An 18,556-nucleotide genomic window follows, 5' to 3' on the forward strand; every position below is an offset into this window, starting at 1 on the left:
CTCAAGCCCAAACTGTATTCCGTTTTCCCTGCTGTCACATCTCCACTCTAGCGTTCAAACCATACAGCTTAAGATTATCTTCCAAGCGAACTAAGACGGTTCGAGCTACCCTTTAGGGGATAAGACCCAAGCACTTGCAGAGTTAGGCAAAGAATTCTTATGGCACAAAGCTTTGGTGTAATTGGTCTGGCGGTGATGGGCGAAAACCTGGCGCTAAACGTCGAGCGTAACGGGTTCCCGATCGCTGTCTACAACCGCAGTCGTGAAAAGACAGATGCCTTTATGTCGCAACGCGCCGTGGGCAAAAACGCTGTAGCAGCTTATTCCTTAGAGGAATTTGTGGCGGCCTTAGAGCGTCCCCGCAAGATCCTGATTATGGTTAAGGCAGGTGCTCCTGTTGATGCCACGATCGAGCAGCTAAAGCCTCTTTTGGACGAAGGCGACATCCTCATTGACGGTGGCAATTCTCTGTTTACCGATACGGAACGCCGCGCGAAAGATTTGGAATCAGCCAAATTCACCTTCATTGGCATGGGGGTAAGTGGTGGGGAAGAAGGTGCACTCAATGGTCCCAGCTTAATGCCTGGTGGCACAGAGCAAGCCTATCGCTACCTTGAACCCATCCTGACAAAGATTGCTGCTCAAGTCGATGATGGCCCCTGCGTCACCTATATTGGTCCCGGTGGGGCTGGTCACTACGTCAAAATGGTGCATAACGGCATTGAGTACGGCGATATGCAGCTCATTGCCGAAGCATACGACCTTCTCAAGAGCGTTTTGGGGCTTAACGCAGAGGAACTGCATGAAGTCTTTGCTCAGTGGAACACCACTGATGAACTCGACTCGTATTTGATTGAAATTACCGCCGATATCTTCAAGAAAATCGATCCGGATACAGATACCCCTCTGGTTGAGTTGATCCTGGATGCGGCTGGGCAGAAAGGCACTGGGCGATGGACGGTTGCCGATGCACTAGAGCTTGGAGTGTCGATCCCCACCATTATTGCAGCGGTCAACTCTCGCATCATCTCGTCCTACAAAGAGGAACGGGTAGAAGCATCGAAAGTGCTGCCGGGTCCCACCGCAAAATTTGAGGGAGATAAAAAAGCCTTTGTCACGAAGGTGAGAGATGCCCTCTACTGCTCCAAAATGTGTTCTTACGCTCAAGGGATGGCGCTGCTGAGCAAAGCATCTGAAACCTACGGCTTTAAACTGGATCTGGGTGAATGTGCTCGGATTTGGAAAGGCGGCTGCATCATTCGGGCACGTTTTTTGAACAAGATCAAGCACGCCTTTGACGAGAATCCCTCGCTGCCAAACTTGCTACTGGCTCCTGAATTCAAGCAAACCATTCTGGATCGTCAGGAAGCTTGGCGTGAGGTGATTGCAACGGCGGCTAAGGTAGGCATTCCGGTACCCGCGTTTAGTGCGTCATTAGATTATTTTGACAGCTATCGCCGCGATCGCTTGCCGCAAAACCTCACCCAGGCACAGCGCGATTACTTTGGTGCCCATACCTATCTCCGCACCGATAAAGAAGGTGTCTTCCACACTGAATGGATGAAGCCGGACGAATCAGTTCAGAAGCAAACGCCGGATACGGTCTTAGAAGACCAGCGCCAGCCATCAGCGGCTGAGGTGCAAAAGCAAGAAGTTGAAACACGCAGCTAAAGTTTGCGATCGCATTCAGCAAGAGGGCGTTCTCAGTCTTTGAGTGCGCCCTTTTCTATGCCTTATCCTCGCGTTCACTCGGCATTTCTTCTAAAGCAGGACAAGCATTGGGGGACAAGCGTAAATAGCGCAAACATTCTTCTGGTTTGAGCTGTCGCAGGGTACGATCGCGCGCGATCGCCAGCAGTTCGTCCCAAGTAGCAGCCCAAAGGTAAAGCTGCCCATGCGTATTGAGGCTTGCAACATAGCGGCCATCAGGGCTGAAAAAGGCTTGTTGAATTTGTTCTGGCGTGACTCCCGATTCAGCAGAACGTAATAGCGCCTGTTCCGTACCTGTTTTTGCATCCCACAGACGGATCGTGCCATCTGCACTAGCCGTTACTAACGTCGCGGCATCAGGGCTGAACTCAGCATCTAGTACCGCCTCCCGATGACCCGTCATCACAACTCGTAAAGCACCCGTGGCTGCATCGAGAATTCTGGCAGTGCCATCCCAGCTTGAGATCGCAACCAGTTGTCCATCAGGGCTAAAGTGGGCGCTACTAATCACATCCCGGTGATAAAGTGTCGCCATTAGCTTGCCAGACCCAATATGCCAAATGCGTGCGGTGCGATCGCGGCTGGCGCTTAACACTCGCTGACTATCGGGGCTAAACTGCGCCTGCTCAATGATGTCTTCGTGCCCCTGCAACCGCTGGAGCAGCTTCCTAGAGGACACATCCCACACGTAGATTGTTTGATCATTGCCCACACCTAAGAGGGTTCTGCCATCAGGACTGAAGGCAAGCTGACGAACCAATGGGCGTTTGCTCAATACCGTCTGCTTGGGCAAACCTGATGCAGTTGCGAATGAGGGTGGTATGGCATCAAGGCGACTGATGTGCTTCAGCGGTTGGTTGGTTGGGGCTTGCCAAATTTCTACAATGCCGTTGGCAGCAGTCGCTAGCACCTGAGCATCAACGCTAAAGGCAACGCTGGCAAGCTTAGCGTCAGACGAAAGGTTGCGACGTAACCATTCAGAATTACGAACCAATTCCGCCTCATCTGGTGGAAATTTGTTTGCCGTGGTTGAACCAACCTGGCTCACTAAAAGCACCGGATTGACCGCAGATGAAGGCAAAGCTGAGCTAGCTGCGGGCACTGGCAGCTGATTATAAAGCATTGATGTTGGCGAAACAGGAGAGCGTTGGAGCGATCGCGTTGAGTCGTTTGAGGACCCTAAGAAATTCAAGAAGTTAAATAGCTTTTTTCCGGCTAGACGCGCTGGTCTCCATAGTTGATCTGCTGGCTCAGACATAACACGCTCAGCCTCATCCGGCCGCATCATCGCGGTAGTCGGGTTCCAGGTTTGCAAAGTACCATCGACGGCAACTGTCACCATGCCCCCAAAACGTTCTACTGACGTAGTCCGTGATGCAGACGGTAGTAGGCTAGAACGTGCAAGCGTCATCGAAGGAATAGACTTAGCTGGTTCTTGGGTTGGCAGCTGACGAAAAGCCGCCCACTGAATCGGACGATTGTTCATCTTCAATAGCGGAAATTCACTGCCTGGTTCAGTTGCCCATAAGCGAGTTGCCCCATCTGCACTAGCGGTCGCAAGCAAGGAGTTATCGCCGCTAAACTGCACAGCCTCGATCGCTCCTGAATGACCATTTAAACTACTTAAAAGCCCTCCAGACTGCACATCCCACAGGCGAGCAACCGCAAGCGAACGATCGTCCCCTAATCCGTGGCCCACCACCACCAGCTGACGGCTATCGGGGCTAAAGGCAAAGCGATCAGTCCCGTCATCCTGGGGCACCGTATGCGGCTCAGGATACGCGTCGCTCTTTAGCTCACCATCTGCTTTAAATTGTTGCCAGGGTTGCCCCGTAGCTACACTCCAGAGCTGCACTTGCTTTGCCGTAGCGGCCGCAAGAAAGCGTCCATTCGGGCTAAATAACACCTGCTTTAGCGGTTGCACAGCTTGTCTAATTGGCTGTCGCAACTGGCTGCGGTCTTGAGCACCTCCCCTATTCGCCATGATCAAAGCGCGACGTAACTGTCCGGTGTGGCTGAGCCAGAGCCGCGCATTGCCATCATCACTCGCTGTAGCAATCAACTGACCATCTGGACTGAACGTAGCGCTGCTGACAGAAGCCGCATGACGTAAGAGGACGCGACGTTGCCAATTGCTTACTTGCCAAAGTTGCGCCAAGGTGCCGCTGGCTGTCAACAGGGTTTGATTGTTAGGGTTAAAGCTCAGGGCAGTGACAGGAGCCGCATGATGAAGCGTGGCACGCGATCGACCACTATTTGCATCCCAAACCCGTACCTCACTGCCAGCACTAGCGGCAAGCCATCCGCCACGAGGGGCAAAGGCCAGTCGGCTGACTGGTACTTTAAAGCCACTCAACGTCAAGACGCGCTTGCTTGAGGCAACATCCCATACCTTGACATCGGTAGAATTTTGAGCGATCGCCGCCAGTTGAGTGCCATTAGGGCTAAAAGCGATCCCTGCAATCGGCGTTGCGGGCGTTAGCGTTGCAGGTTGCACCGCTGGCTGATTGCTGTCGCCATGCCACGAAAATACCTTCTCTACTCGTTGCGTTTCCAGCGACCAGAGCATCACGGTACCATCATTACCGGCGGTAGCCAGGTAGCGCTGGTTAGGGCTAAACGCAATGTGATGAATGGCTCCTTGAGACCCTTTTAAGCTAAACTGCAACCTCAAGCGCTGTAACGCCGCTCGCAAACTTGCCTGAGCCTCATAGGTATGGCCACCTTTTTCAGCCGCTAGCCGACTGATAAGTAAAGCAGTCGTTGGGTCACTCTCCGGCTCTTGCAAAATTGATTGCGCCACCGCGGCCTGTTCTCGAGACGTTGAAATTTGCAGTTGATAGTCTTTCTCCGCTTGGCTTGTGACCACCGCTCGATACTGGCTAAACGTAACTACTAATGCCACCAATAGGGTACAAGGGACAGTCAATTGCAGAAGGCGGCGTTCTTTCTGAGTGCGGCGATTTTCCTCACGGCTCACCGCAATGTACCGCTGTGCCAACGCTGACAGTTCATCAGGATAGGCAATCAAATAATCTTCAGCCTCTGTAAGGCGATCGCCGTGCAGCAAATATTCGGGCGATCGCGATTCTTCAGCGGCGTACCACTCTTTTGCTGCATGCTCCATCCGTCGCTGCCGTTGGAGTAACTCCCGGTTTTCATCTAGCCAGGTTCGCAGTAGTGCCCAGTTCCGGATCAGCGCTTCGTGAGCGACATCTACGGTTTCTTGATAATCGCTATGACAAAGTTGACCCGTTACCAAATCAGCCAAATCGTTTGGCGATCGCTGCGTGATACCAATAATGTTGAAGTTAGAGCTGTCATCCAGCACCAAAGAAGGCGAGGGATCGTAGTCAGAAAGCTCTTGCAGGCGTTTACCCCGACGCATCTGAGCAAACCGTAGAGCTGTAGATACATTGGCAAACCGCTGCACTGATTGATCTTGGCGGCTACAGGTCGAAATCAGGCGGTTCGTGACAACAAGCTTGGCAGTCACTAGCTTTTCCAGGACTCGTTCAACCAGTTCGACTGGAAACCACGGACTGACAAGCTCTGATTTGGTGATGCGACGGCGCGTATCTTCCGTGCCATCACCAATCTGCGTTAGTGCAATAAAAATCCGCTTAGCGACGCGCTGTTCTTCATGGGTCAGGCTGTAAAAAGTATCATTTGCCCGCTTCTGCAAAGTACCTCGCACGCCACCCAGCTCATTGTAGGCATCTAGCGTCAAGTGCGCTGGCCCACCGTCTGGGCCAGGTTGTCGTTGCTGCCACAGTTCAAGCAGCGTGTATTGCAAGAGCGGGAGTTCTCCAGGTGCGCCCACAACGTCAAGTAAAATGTTGTAAACCAGGTTAGGCTCACAGACAATGCCTGCTTTTTCAGCCGGTTTAACGATCGACGCTTTGATCTGTTGATAGGTAAGAGGGGTAACTGTCACCAGATGCTGCTCAATTTGCTCAGCCAGGCCATTGTAGAGAGAATATTTGCCGAAAAAATCGGCCCGCAGCACCACGACCACGCTGAAGCAATCCCCAATTTCCCGCAAGGCCGTCACAAGACTGTTAAAAAAGCTTTGACGATCGCGCTCTGCTTGAGTGCCCTGGCAAAGGGTAAAGACTTCCTCAAATTGATCAATGATCAGCAAGAGCCGCGAATTTCTACCATGCTTGGCAGACATTAAACTGGCGCGAACGAGATGAGACAAGCCAGTGCCACCATCGCGCAACAGCGTTTCTGCCCGCCTCAGTTGCTCAGCACGATCGACCGCCGAATCTTTGGGATTGACGAAGGCCGTAGCCAAGCTTTTCAGCGGCTGCTCGGTGGGGCTAATTAACTGAATGCGCCAGCGATCGCTACCCGAAAACTTTTTGCCCTGACGCAGGGTATGAATTAAGCCAGCACGCACCAGCGACGATTTTCCACTGCCAGACGCTCCCACCACAGCGGCAAAATTGCCCACTCTCAGCTTTTCAATGAGCTGATCGGTCAGATCCTCGCGTCCAAAAAAGTACTCAGCATGGGCTTCATCAAAAAACTCCAACCCCCGGTACGGACAAACATCCTGCACAAGCTCTGTTTTGATGATCGCAGGCGCACCCTGTCCACGGGTAAGCAGAATCTCACTGCCAGAATTTTCAAACAGCGGTTGCTGCATTTCACGCTTGAGCGCGTTGCTCACCCAATCAGTCAACGCATAGTTCGTTACCGTACCGTTCACCATGCGAGACGGATCTAGCCCATCCAACAGCGCCTGAGTAAACACGCTGTACTTACCGATCATCGATTCGTAGGCCGCTTCATATTCCCGCGATGCTGCCATAAACAAGCGATCGGTGCCTGAGCGAGCACCCGGATCAGCCTCCAAAAAGTTCAGCAACTCACCACTGTGGCAGCAATCAAGCAGGATGATACGCTGCCGCACAGGGCTTTCCTGCAAAAGTCGTCGTAGCCAAAAGAGCGATAGCCCATAAAAGCTGGCACTCGGATTTGCATCACTGGTTGCTAAGAAGCCTTCCTGGACACCCGCATCTTTTTGCAGTCCGTGCCCCGAAAAGTAAAAGAGTGCTGTTTGAGGGATGTTGGTGCCCTTCGGTTTAAACAGCTTTACCAGTGCCGCTTCCAGTTCAGCTACAGTAACCTGGGTTTTGAAGCCAATTCTGGACTGACCCGCCTGAACAATTTCCGGCATGCGGACAACCCGAAAATCGCCATCCGTTTGCAGTCGCTGAGCGATCGCCTCAGCATCGTGGGAGGGAGCGCTTAGCCCTGGCAACCACTGATACGTACTAATGCCGACAATGAGAGCATCGCGTGACATGATTAAACCTTCCCCCACGGTTAGTAGCCGTGAGGATAAATGATGTGCTCAACAGTTTTAGGAACAAGCAAACAGTGCCTTTAGCGCACCGAAAACATCGCCAGGAACAACACAAAACGTCGTTTAGAAACAGCCACAGGGAGCGTGAACCGAGCTCTTACTGTCAGCCGTTAATCGATCGTAGAAGGGAGAAGTTAGCGAGTAAAATCTACTTTTATGGCTGAGAAAAACCTACGCCAGATGGCTTAGATTTCCCTTTAACTAATAGGAACAAAACCTGAAAGTCCCTTACCAAAGCAATTCCTATCCATTAGCACTCAGAAAATCTTAGAATTCAAACTATCTCTTATTAATTCAAACGTAATGAAGTTTGTGGCAAGTGTACAAGGGGGTAACACCCCTAAGGGTGATTTTTTAGATCCCTTAGATCGGTTAAGAGGTGAGCCTGATGAAATGTAAGATCTAGTGAACTGAATAAAGCTTTCAGAGGATGTCTTAAAAGGTATGGCTCATTATCCAAGAGTTGCATGGGCGCGGCATACCCTGCGGGAAGCAAGCTACGGGCAACGATGCTTCGAGTTTTACGGGGGCGGGTTGCCGCATGCCATGCCTTTGCGCGAGGCGATCGCAACGTTTCAGACATCCTCTCAGCGATCGCTTGCTCACCTTGCATTACAGCGTTTTCCAGGCACGTGAGGTTGCGCGTTGGGATCGAGGTTGCACCGCCGTTGCCTGAGCATTGCGATATGGCAGTCACTTATTTGAGCACTGGAAACTCTGCACGCAACAGAGTTTGAATGGCGTTCTCCATGTCTTCGGGTTTGGTTAACGAAGAGTAGCGGTGAACGACATTGCCCGCGCGGTCAACTAGAAATTTCGTGAAGTTCCACTTAATCGCTTCCGTACCCAAAATGCCTGGAGCTGCTTTTGTCAGATATTTGAACAATGGATGAGCGTTTTGACCATTCACGTCGATTTTTTGAAAGAGGGGAAACGTCACGCCAAAGCGCATTTCGCAGAAGGACTGGATTTCACTGGTGCTACCTGGTTCTTGCTGCCCAAACTGGTTACAAGGAAAGCCTAGAACCTCAAAGCTCTGACTAGCGTACCGATCGTAAAGCGACTGAAGCCCCTTGTACTGAGGCGTAAAGCCGCACTGGCTAGCGGTATTCACAATCAACAGCACCTTGTCTCGATAGGTACTCAAATTGATGGGTTTGCCTTCAAGGCTGGTGGCAGTAAAGTCGTAGAGCGATTGGGGCTTGGTGGTGGTCATAACGATAAGTTCTTAACAAAACGCAACGATATCTTCACTCTAACTTTACCACTGTCCACTGCGTGACGGGTGCGAGCGATCGCCAGCCTAAAAACCGTCCAACAGGTTCTGCCCGTTGAATGGCAATGCGGGTGAAGGTTCCGCCCACCTTGTCATACCACTGAAAAAGCAGGCGTTCTCCCTCGATCGTGACGACATTAGCAACGAGCCGTCCACCCGGTTTCAATGCAGTCCAGCAACTCTCCAGCAACCCTGCTGTTGTCACACCACCACCAATGAAGATCGCATTGGGACTGGGTAAATTGTTGAGCGCATCGGGCGCTTTGCCATCAACGATGTGCAATCCCGGGGTACCAAGGGCAGTCGCGTTATCGGCAATATACTGGGTTCTGGCTTTCTCAATCGCGATCGCGCGGCAGCGGGGATGGCTCCGCATCCATTCGATGGCGATCGACCCACAGCCTGCGCCCACGTCCCACAGCAGTTCTCCTGGTGTCGGAGCTAGTGCCGATAGGGTGATGGCTCGTACTTCGCGCTTGGTTAGTTGTCCATCATGGTGATAAGCATTATCTGGCAGTCCTGGTGTTCGTGGCAGCAGTGGGATGCCTGGATCGGGGACGCATTCAACCGCGATCGCGTTGAGATCCGCTAAAGCCATTTCCTGCCATGTTGCAGCAAGGCTTGTAATGTGCCGTTCGTATTTGCTACCCATTCGTTCTAAAACAGTCATTGCGCTGTTGCCAAAGCCACATTGAGTCAATAATGCAGCCACGATCGCGGGCGTTTGTTTCCCTTCGCTCAAAATTAAAAGTTTGGCCTTGGGGTAGAGATAGGGATGCAGCAGGGCAGGCGATCGACCGCACAGGCTAACCGTTTCGACCTCCGTGAGCGACCAACCAAGCTGGGCACAGGCGAGGCTAAACGTTGAGGGTGCTGGAACAATGGTCATTTCGGCGATCGGAATATGGCGCAGTAGCGTGACGCCGATGCCGTAACAAAGAGGGTCACCGCTTGCCAGCACACAAACCGCTTGCCCCTGACGATGCAGAATTTCTTCAACCGAGTGGTGGATGGGCGATGTCCAAACCACACGTTCGCGATCGTCCTCTGGCAGCATGGCAAGATGGCGATCGCCACCTACCAAGACTTCAGCTTGGTTAATGAGAGAACGGGCGATCGGGCTGAGTCCAGCTAATCCATCTTCGCCAATGCCTATGATCGCAAGCCACTTCTGAGTCATATACATCAATCATCTACGAGATAACTAGCGGTCAGAAGGTGGAGGGGTAGAGGAAGCAGAGGGGGCAGGGGACAGGGGACAGGAGTTAGAAGTCAGGAGTCAGGAGTCAGAATTAACTCAAAACTCAAAACTCTCCACTCCTGCTGATCGCTGACCGCTCATTACAAAAATTGGCATCTCACGTCTTGCCTGCTTTCTCATGCTAAGTTACGAAAGCCTGGAGTCGGGAAAGTCCGGTGTGATTCCGGTACTGTGCCGCAACTGTGAAGCGAAAGGACGAAGTAAAGGATGAAGGATCAACGCTAAAGGATAAGTTTTACCTTTAGTTTTTAGCCTTTAGCCTTTAGCCTTTTCAAGTCAGAATGCCGACTAGGTGGTATCTGTGGGATACCGTTGTCTACTCCCTGCGTCGCACGGGGAAGGAGTAAGGGTTTGTCTTCAAACGTTGCCCTCTCAAAATCGGCAATCTGTCCTGGTTTGTTTGTTCCATCGATCGCGCAAGATGGGCTACTGGTTCGCCTGAGAATACCGGGCGGTTTGCTGAACGTGGCCCAGTGCGAGGCGATCGCGGCTCTTGCTGATGATGCGGATAGTGGTTTTGTTGAAGTTACGAATCGCGCCAATATCCAAATCCGTGGGCTTCAAGCTGATGTGTCGATCGAAGCGCTAGAACATCTACAAGCAGTAGGCTTAGCGTCTCCGATCGCGGCGGTGGATGCCCTTCGCAATATTATGGGTAGCCCCACCGCAGGTATCGATCGCCAGCAGTTGTTAGATACCCGCCCTTTGATTGCGGCCTGGAATGAGTATTTAACCACTCGTCCCGATTTTGCGGTGCTGTCACCAAAGTTTAGCGTGTGCTTTGACGGTGGTGAAGCGGTTTCAGTCCGCGATCGTCCGAACGACATCAGTTTGGTGGCAGAAGCGATCGACCACGAAATTTTGTTCCGCCTTCATTTGAATTTGGGCGATCGTGGGGACGCGCCTTGTGATGTTGGTGTGCTGGTTAAACCGCAAGAAAGTTTGCCGTTATTATCAGCAATAGCAGAGATTTACTGCGATTACACAGAGCAAGTGCTGAAGATAGAAAAACAGCGTAAACCACGCTTACGAGACCTTTTGCATGATTGGGGTGTAGAGCTATTTCTGCAACAAGTTGTCGATCGTCTTCCGTTTTCTTGGCAAAGAAGTGAATCGCCTGCTAATACCTTGCTGCTCAATCACTATCAACATTTAGGGGTTCATTCCCAACGTCAAGCGGGCTTTTCCTACATGGGTGTAGTGCTTCCACTGGGTCGTTTGGAGACGCAGCAATGGCGTGAATTAACAACACTTGCAGCACGTTATAGCAATGGTATTCTTCGTTTAACGCCCTGGCAAAACTTGCTGCTGACTGATATCCCAACGCCAAAAGTTGCCGCCGTACAGGCAGAAATTGAACAGCTTGGATTGTATGTTTCTGCAACTCATCCTCATAGCGCGATCGTAGCTTGTTCGGGGCTTTCAGGCTGTAAAGCATCGGCTACTGACACCCAAGAAAATGCGCTAACTTTGGCAAATCATTTGGCAGAACATTTAACGCTCGATCGTTCAATTAACATTCATTTCAGCGGTTGTGAAAAGTCTTGCGCTCAGCATCACACTAGCGATATAGCCTTACTGGGTATTGCACAAGAAGGTGAGGCAACCTATCAGATTTATGTTGGAGATGATGGCTCAAAATTTGGTCGATCGCTCGATAAAACCTGTACTTTTACGCAGTTGCCTACTGTCATTGAGCAAATAATTCGCACCTATCAAGCAAAACGATTTCATCCAAATGAAACCTTTAGAGCCTTTGTGAATCGCCACGAGATCGCGGAACTAAAGCAATTATTTAACATTGCTCAAGTGGTATCTTAAGCGAGGCAGCTATGGCAATGAAACTAGAGACGATCGTACCCTTTGGTCGATCGCTGGATGAATACATCAGAATGTTTAACCTGACGGATGCTGATTTAAGCAAACGCATTCTTGGCGTAGGTGATGGGCCTGCTAGCTTTAACGCGGGGGCAACAAAATTAGGGTATACCGTGACCTCTATTGACCCTGTCTACCAGTTTGGTGTTGCTGAAATTTTGTCTCGTTTTAATGCTGTTATCGATGACATTATTCATCAGGTAAAAGCTTCTCCAAATGACTGGGTTTGGACATATCACCAGTCGCCTGACAACCTACGCAAAAATCGCGTTCAGGCCATTTATACTTTTTTGAGTGACTATGAGACTGGCAAAGCAGAAGGACGGTACTTAATTGACGCATTGCCCAAACTGGCGTTTCTCGATCGAGCCTTTGAGCTTGCGTTGTGTTCTCATTTCTTATTCCTTTATTCGGAACAACTCGACTATCAATTTCATCTAGATTCAATTCGAGAGATGCTTAGAGTCAGCCAGGAAGTGCGAATTTTTCCGCTCTTGACGCTGATGCGTGAGCGATCGCCCCACCTTGATCCAGTCATAGAAACCTTGACCGAAGGCTATCGGTTAGCCATCAAAACAGTGCCTTACGAATTACAAAAAGGTGGGAATGAAATGCTAATCATTACAACGAAACATGAGCATGATTGACTACATTCGAGATGGCAACGAAATTTATCAGCACTCGTTTGCCATCATTCGAGCAGAGGCAAATTTGTCACACCTACCTGCGGCACTAGAAACTGTGGCCGTGAGGCTGATCCATTCCTGTGGCATGACGGATATTGTGCAGGATTTAGCGTTTTCCCTGAACGCAGCGGAGGCTGGACGATCGGCATTACGCAACGGTGCACCCATTCTCTGTGACGCTCAAATGGTGGCAAACGGGGTTACTCGTAAACGCTTGCCTGCCAACAATGTGGTGCTTTGTACGTTGAATGACCCACAAGTGACCACGATCGCTCAACAAATCCAAAACACGCGATCAGCGGCAGCGTTGGAACTGTGGAAACCCCACTTGGCAGGGGCGATCGTGGCGATCGGCAACGCCCCCACCGCGCTCTTTCGTTTGTTGGAATTGTTGGATGAAGGCGCATCCAAACCCGCACTGATCTTGGGCTTTCCCGTTGGCTTTGTGGGTGCCGCCGAATCCAAAGCCGCTCTTGCAAAAGACAGCAGAGACGTTCCTTTTTTGACCCTTCAGGGTCGTCGGGGTGGGAGTGCAATGGCAGCCGCAGCCGTGAATGCGTTAGCAAAGGAGAATGAATTATGACAGCGGAAAGGCAGAGGGCAGAGGGCAGAGGGCAGAAGGCAGAGGGAGCAGGGGGAGTAAGGGGAGCAGAGAGAGCAGGGGAAGTTGAGAAAGTTGAGGCAGCAGAAGCAGCAAGGGGAGCAGGGGAGGCAGAGGAGGTAACTCAAAATTCAAAACTCAAAACTCAAAACTCAAAACTCTCTTCCCCAACTCCCGACTCCCGACTCCCCACTCTCCCACCCCTCGGCAAACTCTACGGCTTAGGCATTGGCCCTGGCGACCCAGAACTTTTGACGCTCAAGGCTCATCGCATTTTGACCTCGGTGCCTGTCATTGCCTATCCCATGATGGAAAGTGGCAAGGTGCTGGCACGGGCGATCGTGGCTGACTTTATTCGCCCAGAGCAAATTGAAGTGCCCATGCCGCTTCCGTTTAGCGTGGAGCGATCGTCGCAGCCGTACTATGACACTGGCGCTGAAGCCATTGCCCAACACCTGACCGCCGGACGGGATGTGGCCGTGTTATGTGAAGGTGATCCCATGCTGTACGGCTCGTTTATGTACATCTTCAATCGTCTTGCTGGACGCTTTGAAACTGAGGTGGTGCCGGGGATTTCTTCAACCTTTGCCAGTGCGGCTATGCTGGGTGCACCTCTTACCTACCGCAATGATGTGCTAAGCATCATGCCTGCCACGCTGGATGAAGCAACCTTGCGCGATCGCCTCGCTGTTGCGGACGCGGCCATCATTATCAAACTGGGTAGACACTTCGCCAAAGTTCGCATCATTTTGGATGAACTGGGTTTGCTCTCACGAGCGCTGTACATTGAACGTGCCACCATGCCAAACCAGCAAATTCGCCCGATCGCTGCCATGAATCCGGTTGACGTTCCTTACTGGGCGCTCATTCTCATTCCCAGCGAGACGCGACCACAGTGAAATTGCCGATAATAGAATCACTTCTGCCCCCCAAATGGGACTGTTGCTATGACTTCTTCTCTCCCTCAAACGGCTGCTTCTCAGTTAAAAGGACTGGCGTTACCACCGCTGGAGAATGGTGATCGCTTGACCCGCCCTGAATTTGAGCGTCGCTATAACGCCATGCCCGAAGTGAGAAAAGCCGAACTCGTTGAAGGAGTCGTCTATATGGCATCGCCGTTACGTTTTAGACCTCATGCTGAACCACACGGACGATTAATTACCTGGTTGGGTGTTTATCAGGCTGCTACACCTTACGTTCAAATGGGCATTGAGCCAACGATGCGTTTGGATATCGACAATGAGCCGCAACCAGATGGCGTGTTGTTGATCAGCCAGGAAAGTGGTGGATGCTCATCATTGAGTGAGGATGGTTACCTAGAAGGCGCAACTGAACTAGTTGTAGAGGTTGCTGCGAGTAGTGCCGCCATTGACCTGAGCGATAAAAAACGTGCTTATCGGCGAAATGGCGTGCAGGAATACATCGTTTGGCAGGTGTTTGACCAGAAGATTGATTGGTTTCAGCGACAGGATGGCGATTACGTTTCGTTAGCGCCCGATGACGAGGGTATCATTCACAGTCAGGTGTTTCCAGGCTTGTGGTTAAACGTGGCAGCGATGTTGCAGGGCGACATGCGATCGGTCTTAGCCGTCTTGCAAACAGGCATTGAAACCGCAGAGCATCAAGCGTTTGTCCAGCAACTTGAAGCGCTCCGGAGCAAAACGACGCAAGCCAACGATCGACCGCAATGAAGCCACCCGTTGTCATCATTCTCAGCGAGAGCAGCACGGCGATCGCGCGGCAAATCCAAACAGCCCTACCCATCACTACGATTTATGGATTAGCCGAGCGCACGCAAACGGTCGATGTGTCCTACACCAAATTTGGCGACACAGTACGAGAACTCTTTAGCAACGGCACGCCGCTTATTGGCATTTGTGCAGCAGGAATCCTGATCCGATCGCTGGCTTCCCTACTCACCGACAAACGAGCCGAACCTCCTGTCATTGCCGTTGCAGAAGATGGAAGCGCTGTCGTGCCGCTTTTGGGTGGCTTAACAGGTGCGAATGAATTGGCAACCGCGATCGCCCATGCGCTGAAAACCAGAGCCGCCATCACCGCTACCGGACAACTCCGCTTCAACGTGGTCTTGGAAGCCCCACCATCTGGCTATCGGCTCATCAATCCCAACCATGCCAAAGCCTTTACGTCTGATCTCATTGCTGGAGCCACCGTAACGCTCATCGGTGATGCGCCCTGGTTGAGTGAAAGCAATCTTCCTTTTCGTCCAGAGAGTACACACACGATCGAAGTAACCGATCACGCTAGCACGGGTAGCGCCACCCATCTGATCTATCAACCTGTTTCAGTGCGAGGCAAGTTGGCGATCGTGGGAACAGGCCCCGGAGCCGCTGAGTGGATGTCACCAGAAACCAAAGCCATTCTGCAAGCCGCCACAGATTTAGTCGGTTACAAAACCTACTTAGATTTAGTGGGCACCTTTGCTCAAGGAAAACGGCACGAATCGGATAATCGGGTAGAACTCGATCGGGCCCGTCAAGCGCTGGATCTTGCCGCCGAAGGTCGATCGGTCGCAGTCGTCTCTTCGGGCGATCCGGGTATTTATGCGATGGCAAGTGCCGTATTTGAAGTGATCGATCGTGAAGCCAACCCCACCTGGGAAACGATTGACATTCATGTTGCACCTGGAATTTCCGCGATGCAAGCCGCCGCCGCCGCGATCGGCGCTCCCCTGGGTCATGACTTCTGTGCCATTTCCCTTTCCGACATTCTCAAACCCTGGTCAGTGATTGAGCAACGCATTGCTTTCGCCGCTCAAGCTGATTTTGCGATCACGTTCTATAATCCTGTTTCCAAACAGCGAACGTGGCAACTGGACAAGGCAAAAGAAATTTTGATGCAATGGCGATCGCCCGAAACGCCTGTGGTTCTGGCTCGCAATCTTGGGCGATCGGGTCAATCAGTCCACGTCAAACCCCTTGCAGAACTAGCCTCAACCGATGCCGATATGCGAACGGTATTGCTCATTGGTTCTAGCAAAACACGCATGATAGAGCGATCAGATGGTGGGGTTTGGGTCTACACGCCACGCCACTATGAGGGATAAGGGATGAAGGCTAAAGGCTAAAGTTTGATCTGCTTCCCTGGCTCTCCTGCTTCCCCTGCTCCCTCCGCTTCCCCAGAATTGCTATACGATCGGAAGTCTCATGGGGCAAAATGGTAGGGTACTGCTGCTACGTCCAGGAGAACTGCTGGGTTTTGAGGATGTCTTATGTCTAAGAGTCTTGCCAATCGTCGTCGCACCGCTCCCTGGATTCAGCGCTGGTCGCGTCCGCTCATCGGTGGAGTTGCCATTCTCGGTATTCTCAATACCGCTTACCTGACCATTACCAAGCTGACGAATGGCGCTACGGCTTGTCCCAGTGGAGGCTGTGAGCAGGTGCTTTCCAGTGCCTATGCCACTGTCTTTGGTTTACCACTGGCGTTGTTTGGGTTGTTGGCTTACATCGGCATGGCGGTTTTTGCCCTTGCCCCCCTGGCAGTTCCAAGCGACCAACAGAAGGAACTCCGATCGAACCTGGAAAATTGGACGTGGCTGCTGCTGTTTATCGGATCAACGGCGATGCTGGTCTTCAGCGGCTACCTCATGAGCATCATGTTCACCAAGTTTGTCATCCCATATGGCGCTCAGGGCATCTGCTATTACTGTGTGGCATCAGCGATTTTTGCTACAACTCTTTTTGTACTTACGCTTCTGGGTCGCGCTTGGGACGATATTGGACAACTCTTTTTCACGGGCATCATTGTTGGGATGGTTACGCTGGTCGGTACGCTGGCGCTCTATGCTCCTGTTGGTAAAGCAGTTGCAGGTGCGTACAACATCACCTCTGGTAGCGGTCAGGTCTTTTTTACGGTGCAAGATACGTCTGGTGACGCAGAGATCCAGCTTGCACGCCATTTGAAGAAGATTGGCGCAAAGATGTATAGCGCCTACTGGTGCCCTCATTGCTACGAGCAGAAGAAAATCTTTGGCACTGAAGCACTAAAGGATCTACCGTTTGTCGAGTGCGCTCCTGATGGGAAGGATTCGCAGACTGCTGTGTGTCAGGAGACTGCGGTTAAGGTCGAAAAAGAAACCGGGAAACCGTTTGGCTTCCCCACCTGGGAGATCAACGGTAAGTTTTACTCTGGGCAAGAAACCTTACAAGAGTTAGCCACCCAATCGGGTTATCAGGGGCCGCAAAACTTTAAGAACCGTTTTTAGCGCCATTCCTACTGCGATCGCCGCAGACACTAATTTGTGAAAACAAAGAAATGGAGTGCTTCAAGGGCAACAACTCGCCGTAGACTGAATAACGGTCAGTCGCCAGGTTCAGACCGTTTATGCTTTCGTTGCTTGTCAGTATGTTGCTTGCTCAAGCCGTGCCCATGACTCCCGCTGCACCGCAGGAAATTGTCATCCCGCAACAGACACGTCCGTTGCCGGGTGAGCTTGATCAGGTGCCCGTTTTTAACAGCAATAACCCGGAGGTGGTGAAAACTGAGGGCATTTTGCTCTCAACCTTTCCGCCCCACGGGAAGCGGGTGCCAGGAGCACATCTCGATTTTTCCTTTCGTGGACGGTTTGACCTGTTTTCGCATCACATTGCACGGGCGATCGAAACCCCTGACGATTTGCGATCGCTCTACCTGGGCGTGATTGTCTACAACCCCGGCGATGAGCCTGTAACGGTTGATGTGCTGCAAGCCGCCAGCTACCTTAGCCAGCCCGATGCCGAATTCATTGCGCTTCCCGATCACCTTGATAATGCATTAGGCACGGTTTACTCAGGGCCAGGCGATCGGGCGATGAATGACGTGCTGCGAGGCAAACGACAGGCCGGATGGGTCGATCGACTGGTCATTCCTCCTAGGCAGAGCCGAATGCTGATGAATCTGCCTATTCCTGTCCGCACTTTAAAGCCACCCTTGAATGGGCGATCGACGCTGGCACGGCTTTATAGCAGCGGTGCCGTTTATATGGCAAATCTAGCCATGTTTGCCAAAGAGAGTCCTGATGGGAGCGAACGTGCCCCCACTTTAGAAGAATGGGAAGCCCTGCTGAAAACAGGTGATTTTGCTGGCCCTCGTGAAGCAGCGCCTAGTCCGCCCGATCGTCCTACCGGGTCAGAAATCTACGGTCGTGTGGCAGCCGTGGCGCAAGGTTCCCAATGGCGCACACAGGTTACCGATCCAGACAGCCGCTTGTTAGCGATTCCACAGCGGGGGCAAGCCTACTCCTACGGCTTAAGCACGCTTTTAGCAGGCAAAATGGGCACCGGGCAAAACCAGAGCGCCACGCTGCTGAGCCGTTATCCAGGTACAGCGTATCAGGCTCATGGCAACTACGGCATTGAGTATGATCTCACCTTTCCCCTCATCAACAACACAGACGCACCGCAAACCGTGCAGGTGTTACTTCAAACGCCACTGAAGGAAGATACGTTAACTAAAGCAGGGCTGCGGTTCCGGCAACCGCCCTATACCAGCGTATTCTTTCGAGGCACCGTTCGCATTCGCTACAACGACGATCGCGGCTTACCTCGCACTCAGTACTGGCATCTAGTACAGCGTCGGGGGCAACTGGGCGAACCGTTGGCAACGCTTACCATGCCCCCAGGCGATCGACGCTTAGTACACGTTGATTTTCTCTACCCACCCGATGCAACGCCGCCTCAAATGCTGACCATTCAAACGCTGAGTACGTCGCCATAAGTTCGTAGAAAAATTCCTTATCAGAGCGATTTTGCTTGTAGAAGTGGGTATC

General features: G+C 51.9%; 13 protein-coding genes. 10 read left to right on the forward strand and 3 right to left on the reverse strand.

All coding sequences use genetic code 11. The features are described 5' to 3' along the window. Window positions 1-159 precede the first annotated feature (159 nt). On the forward strand, window positions 160-1,671 hold the full coding sequence (gnd, locus tag AC5JLP_RS12775; protein WP_496068292.1) for an NADP-dependent phosphogluconate dehydrogenase: 1,512 nt from the start codon (window positions 160-162) through the stop codon (window positions 1,669-1,671). Window positions 1,672-1,726: 55 nt separating this feature from the next. Here the strand turns inward: gnd and AC5JLP_RS12780 are convergent, their stop codons facing one another. Continuing rightward, on the reverse strand, window positions 1,727-7,027 hold the full coding sequence (locus AC5JLP_RS12780; protein WP_496068293.1) for an nSTAND1 domain-containing NTPase: 5,301 nt from the start codon (window positions 7,025-7,027) through the stop codon (window positions 1,727-1,729). 504 nt (window positions 7,028-7,531) lie between these two features. On the opposite strand from AC5JLP_RS12780, the gene AC5JLP_RS12785 reads away from it, so the two are divergent. Next, window positions 7,532-7,723, forward strand: coding sequence for a hypothetical protein (locus tag AC5JLP_RS12785; protein ID WP_496068294.1), 192 nt, complete (start codon window positions 7,532-7,534; stop codon window positions 7,721-7,723). 61 nt (window positions 7,724-7,784) lie between these two features. Here AC5JLP_RS12785 and AC5JLP_RS12790 read toward each other — a convergent pair whose 3' ends face one another. Together AC5JLP_RS12790 and cbiE are read right to left on the reverse strand one after the other, a co-directional pair. After that, on the reverse strand, window positions 7,785-8,303 hold the full coding sequence (locus AC5JLP_RS12790; protein ID WP_496068295.1) for a glutathione peroxidase: 519 nt from the start codon (window positions 8,301-8,303) through the stop codon (window positions 7,785-7,787). A 34-nt stretch (window positions 8,304-8,337) separates the two neighbouring features. After that, window positions 8,338-9,543 (reverse strand): precorrin-6y C5,15-methyltransferase (decarboxylating) subunit CbiE, encoded by a 1,206-nt coding sequence (gene cbiE / locus AC5JLP_RS12795; RefSeq protein WP_496068296.1) that lies wholly within the window; start codon window positions 9,541-9,543, stop codon window positions 8,338-8,340. Window positions 9,544-9,975: 432 nt separating this feature from the next. Between cbiE and cobG the strand changes: the two genes are divergently transcribed. From cobG to AC5JLP_RS12835, 8 genes are all read left to right on the forward strand, one after another. After that, a complete protein-coding gene (gene cobG, locus AC5JLP_RS12800; protein WP_496068297.1) occupies window positions 9,976-11,445 on the forward strand; it encodes a precorrin-3B synthase in 1,470 nt (489 codons plus the stop codon). An 11-nt stretch (window positions 11,446-11,456) separates the two neighbouring features. Next, window positions 11,457-12,149, forward strand: a complete 693-nt coding sequence (locus AC5JLP_RS12805) for an SAM-dependent methyltransferase (protein ID WP_496068298.1) — start codon at window positions 11,457-11,459, stop codon at window positions 12,147-12,149. Further along, window positions 12,142-12,771, forward strand: coding sequence for a precorrin-8X methylmutase (locus tag AC5JLP_RS12810; protein WP_496068299.1), 630 nt, complete (start codon window positions 12,142-12,144; stop codon window positions 12,769-12,771). Before AC5JLP_RS12805 ends, AC5JLP_RS12810 begins: the two co-directional genes overlap by 8 nt. Then, window positions 12,768-13,688, forward strand: coding sequence for a precorrin-2 C(20)-methyltransferase (locus AC5JLP_RS12815; RefSeq protein WP_496068300.1), 921 nt, complete (start codon window positions 12,768-12,770; stop codon window positions 13,686-13,688). The genes AC5JLP_RS12810 and AC5JLP_RS12815 overlap by 4 nt, the downstream gene beginning before the upstream one ends. A gap of 48 nt (window positions 13,689-13,736) precedes the next feature. Then, complete coding sequence (locus tag AC5JLP_RS12820) at window positions 13,737-14,480, forward strand: Uma2 family endonuclease (protein ID WP_496068301.1); 744 nt, start codon at window positions 13,737-13,739, stop codon at window positions 14,478-14,480. Next, a complete protein-coding gene (gene cobJ, locus AC5JLP_RS12825; protein ID WP_496068302.1) occupies window positions 14,477-15,856 on the forward strand; it encodes a precorrin-3B C(17)-methyltransferase in 1,380 nt (459 codons plus the stop codon). Before AC5JLP_RS12820 ends, cobJ begins: the two co-directional genes overlap by 4 nt. Before the next feature lie 165 nt (window positions 15,857-16,021). Further along, on the forward strand, window positions 16,022-17,014 hold the full coding sequence (locus tag AC5JLP_RS12830) for a vitamin K epoxide reductase family protein (protein ID WP_496068303.1): 993 nt from the start codon (window positions 16,022-16,024) through the stop codon (window positions 17,012-17,014). Between the two features lie 119 nt (window positions 17,015-17,133). Beyond that, window positions 17,134-18,504, forward strand: a complete 1,371-nt coding sequence (locus tag AC5JLP_RS12835) for a DUF3370 domain-containing protein (protein ID WP_496068304.1) — start codon at window positions 17,134-17,136, stop codon at window positions 18,502-18,504. Window positions 18,505-18,556 lie beyond the last annotated feature (52 nt).

The organism is Stenomitos rutilans, from assembly GCF_059505485.1.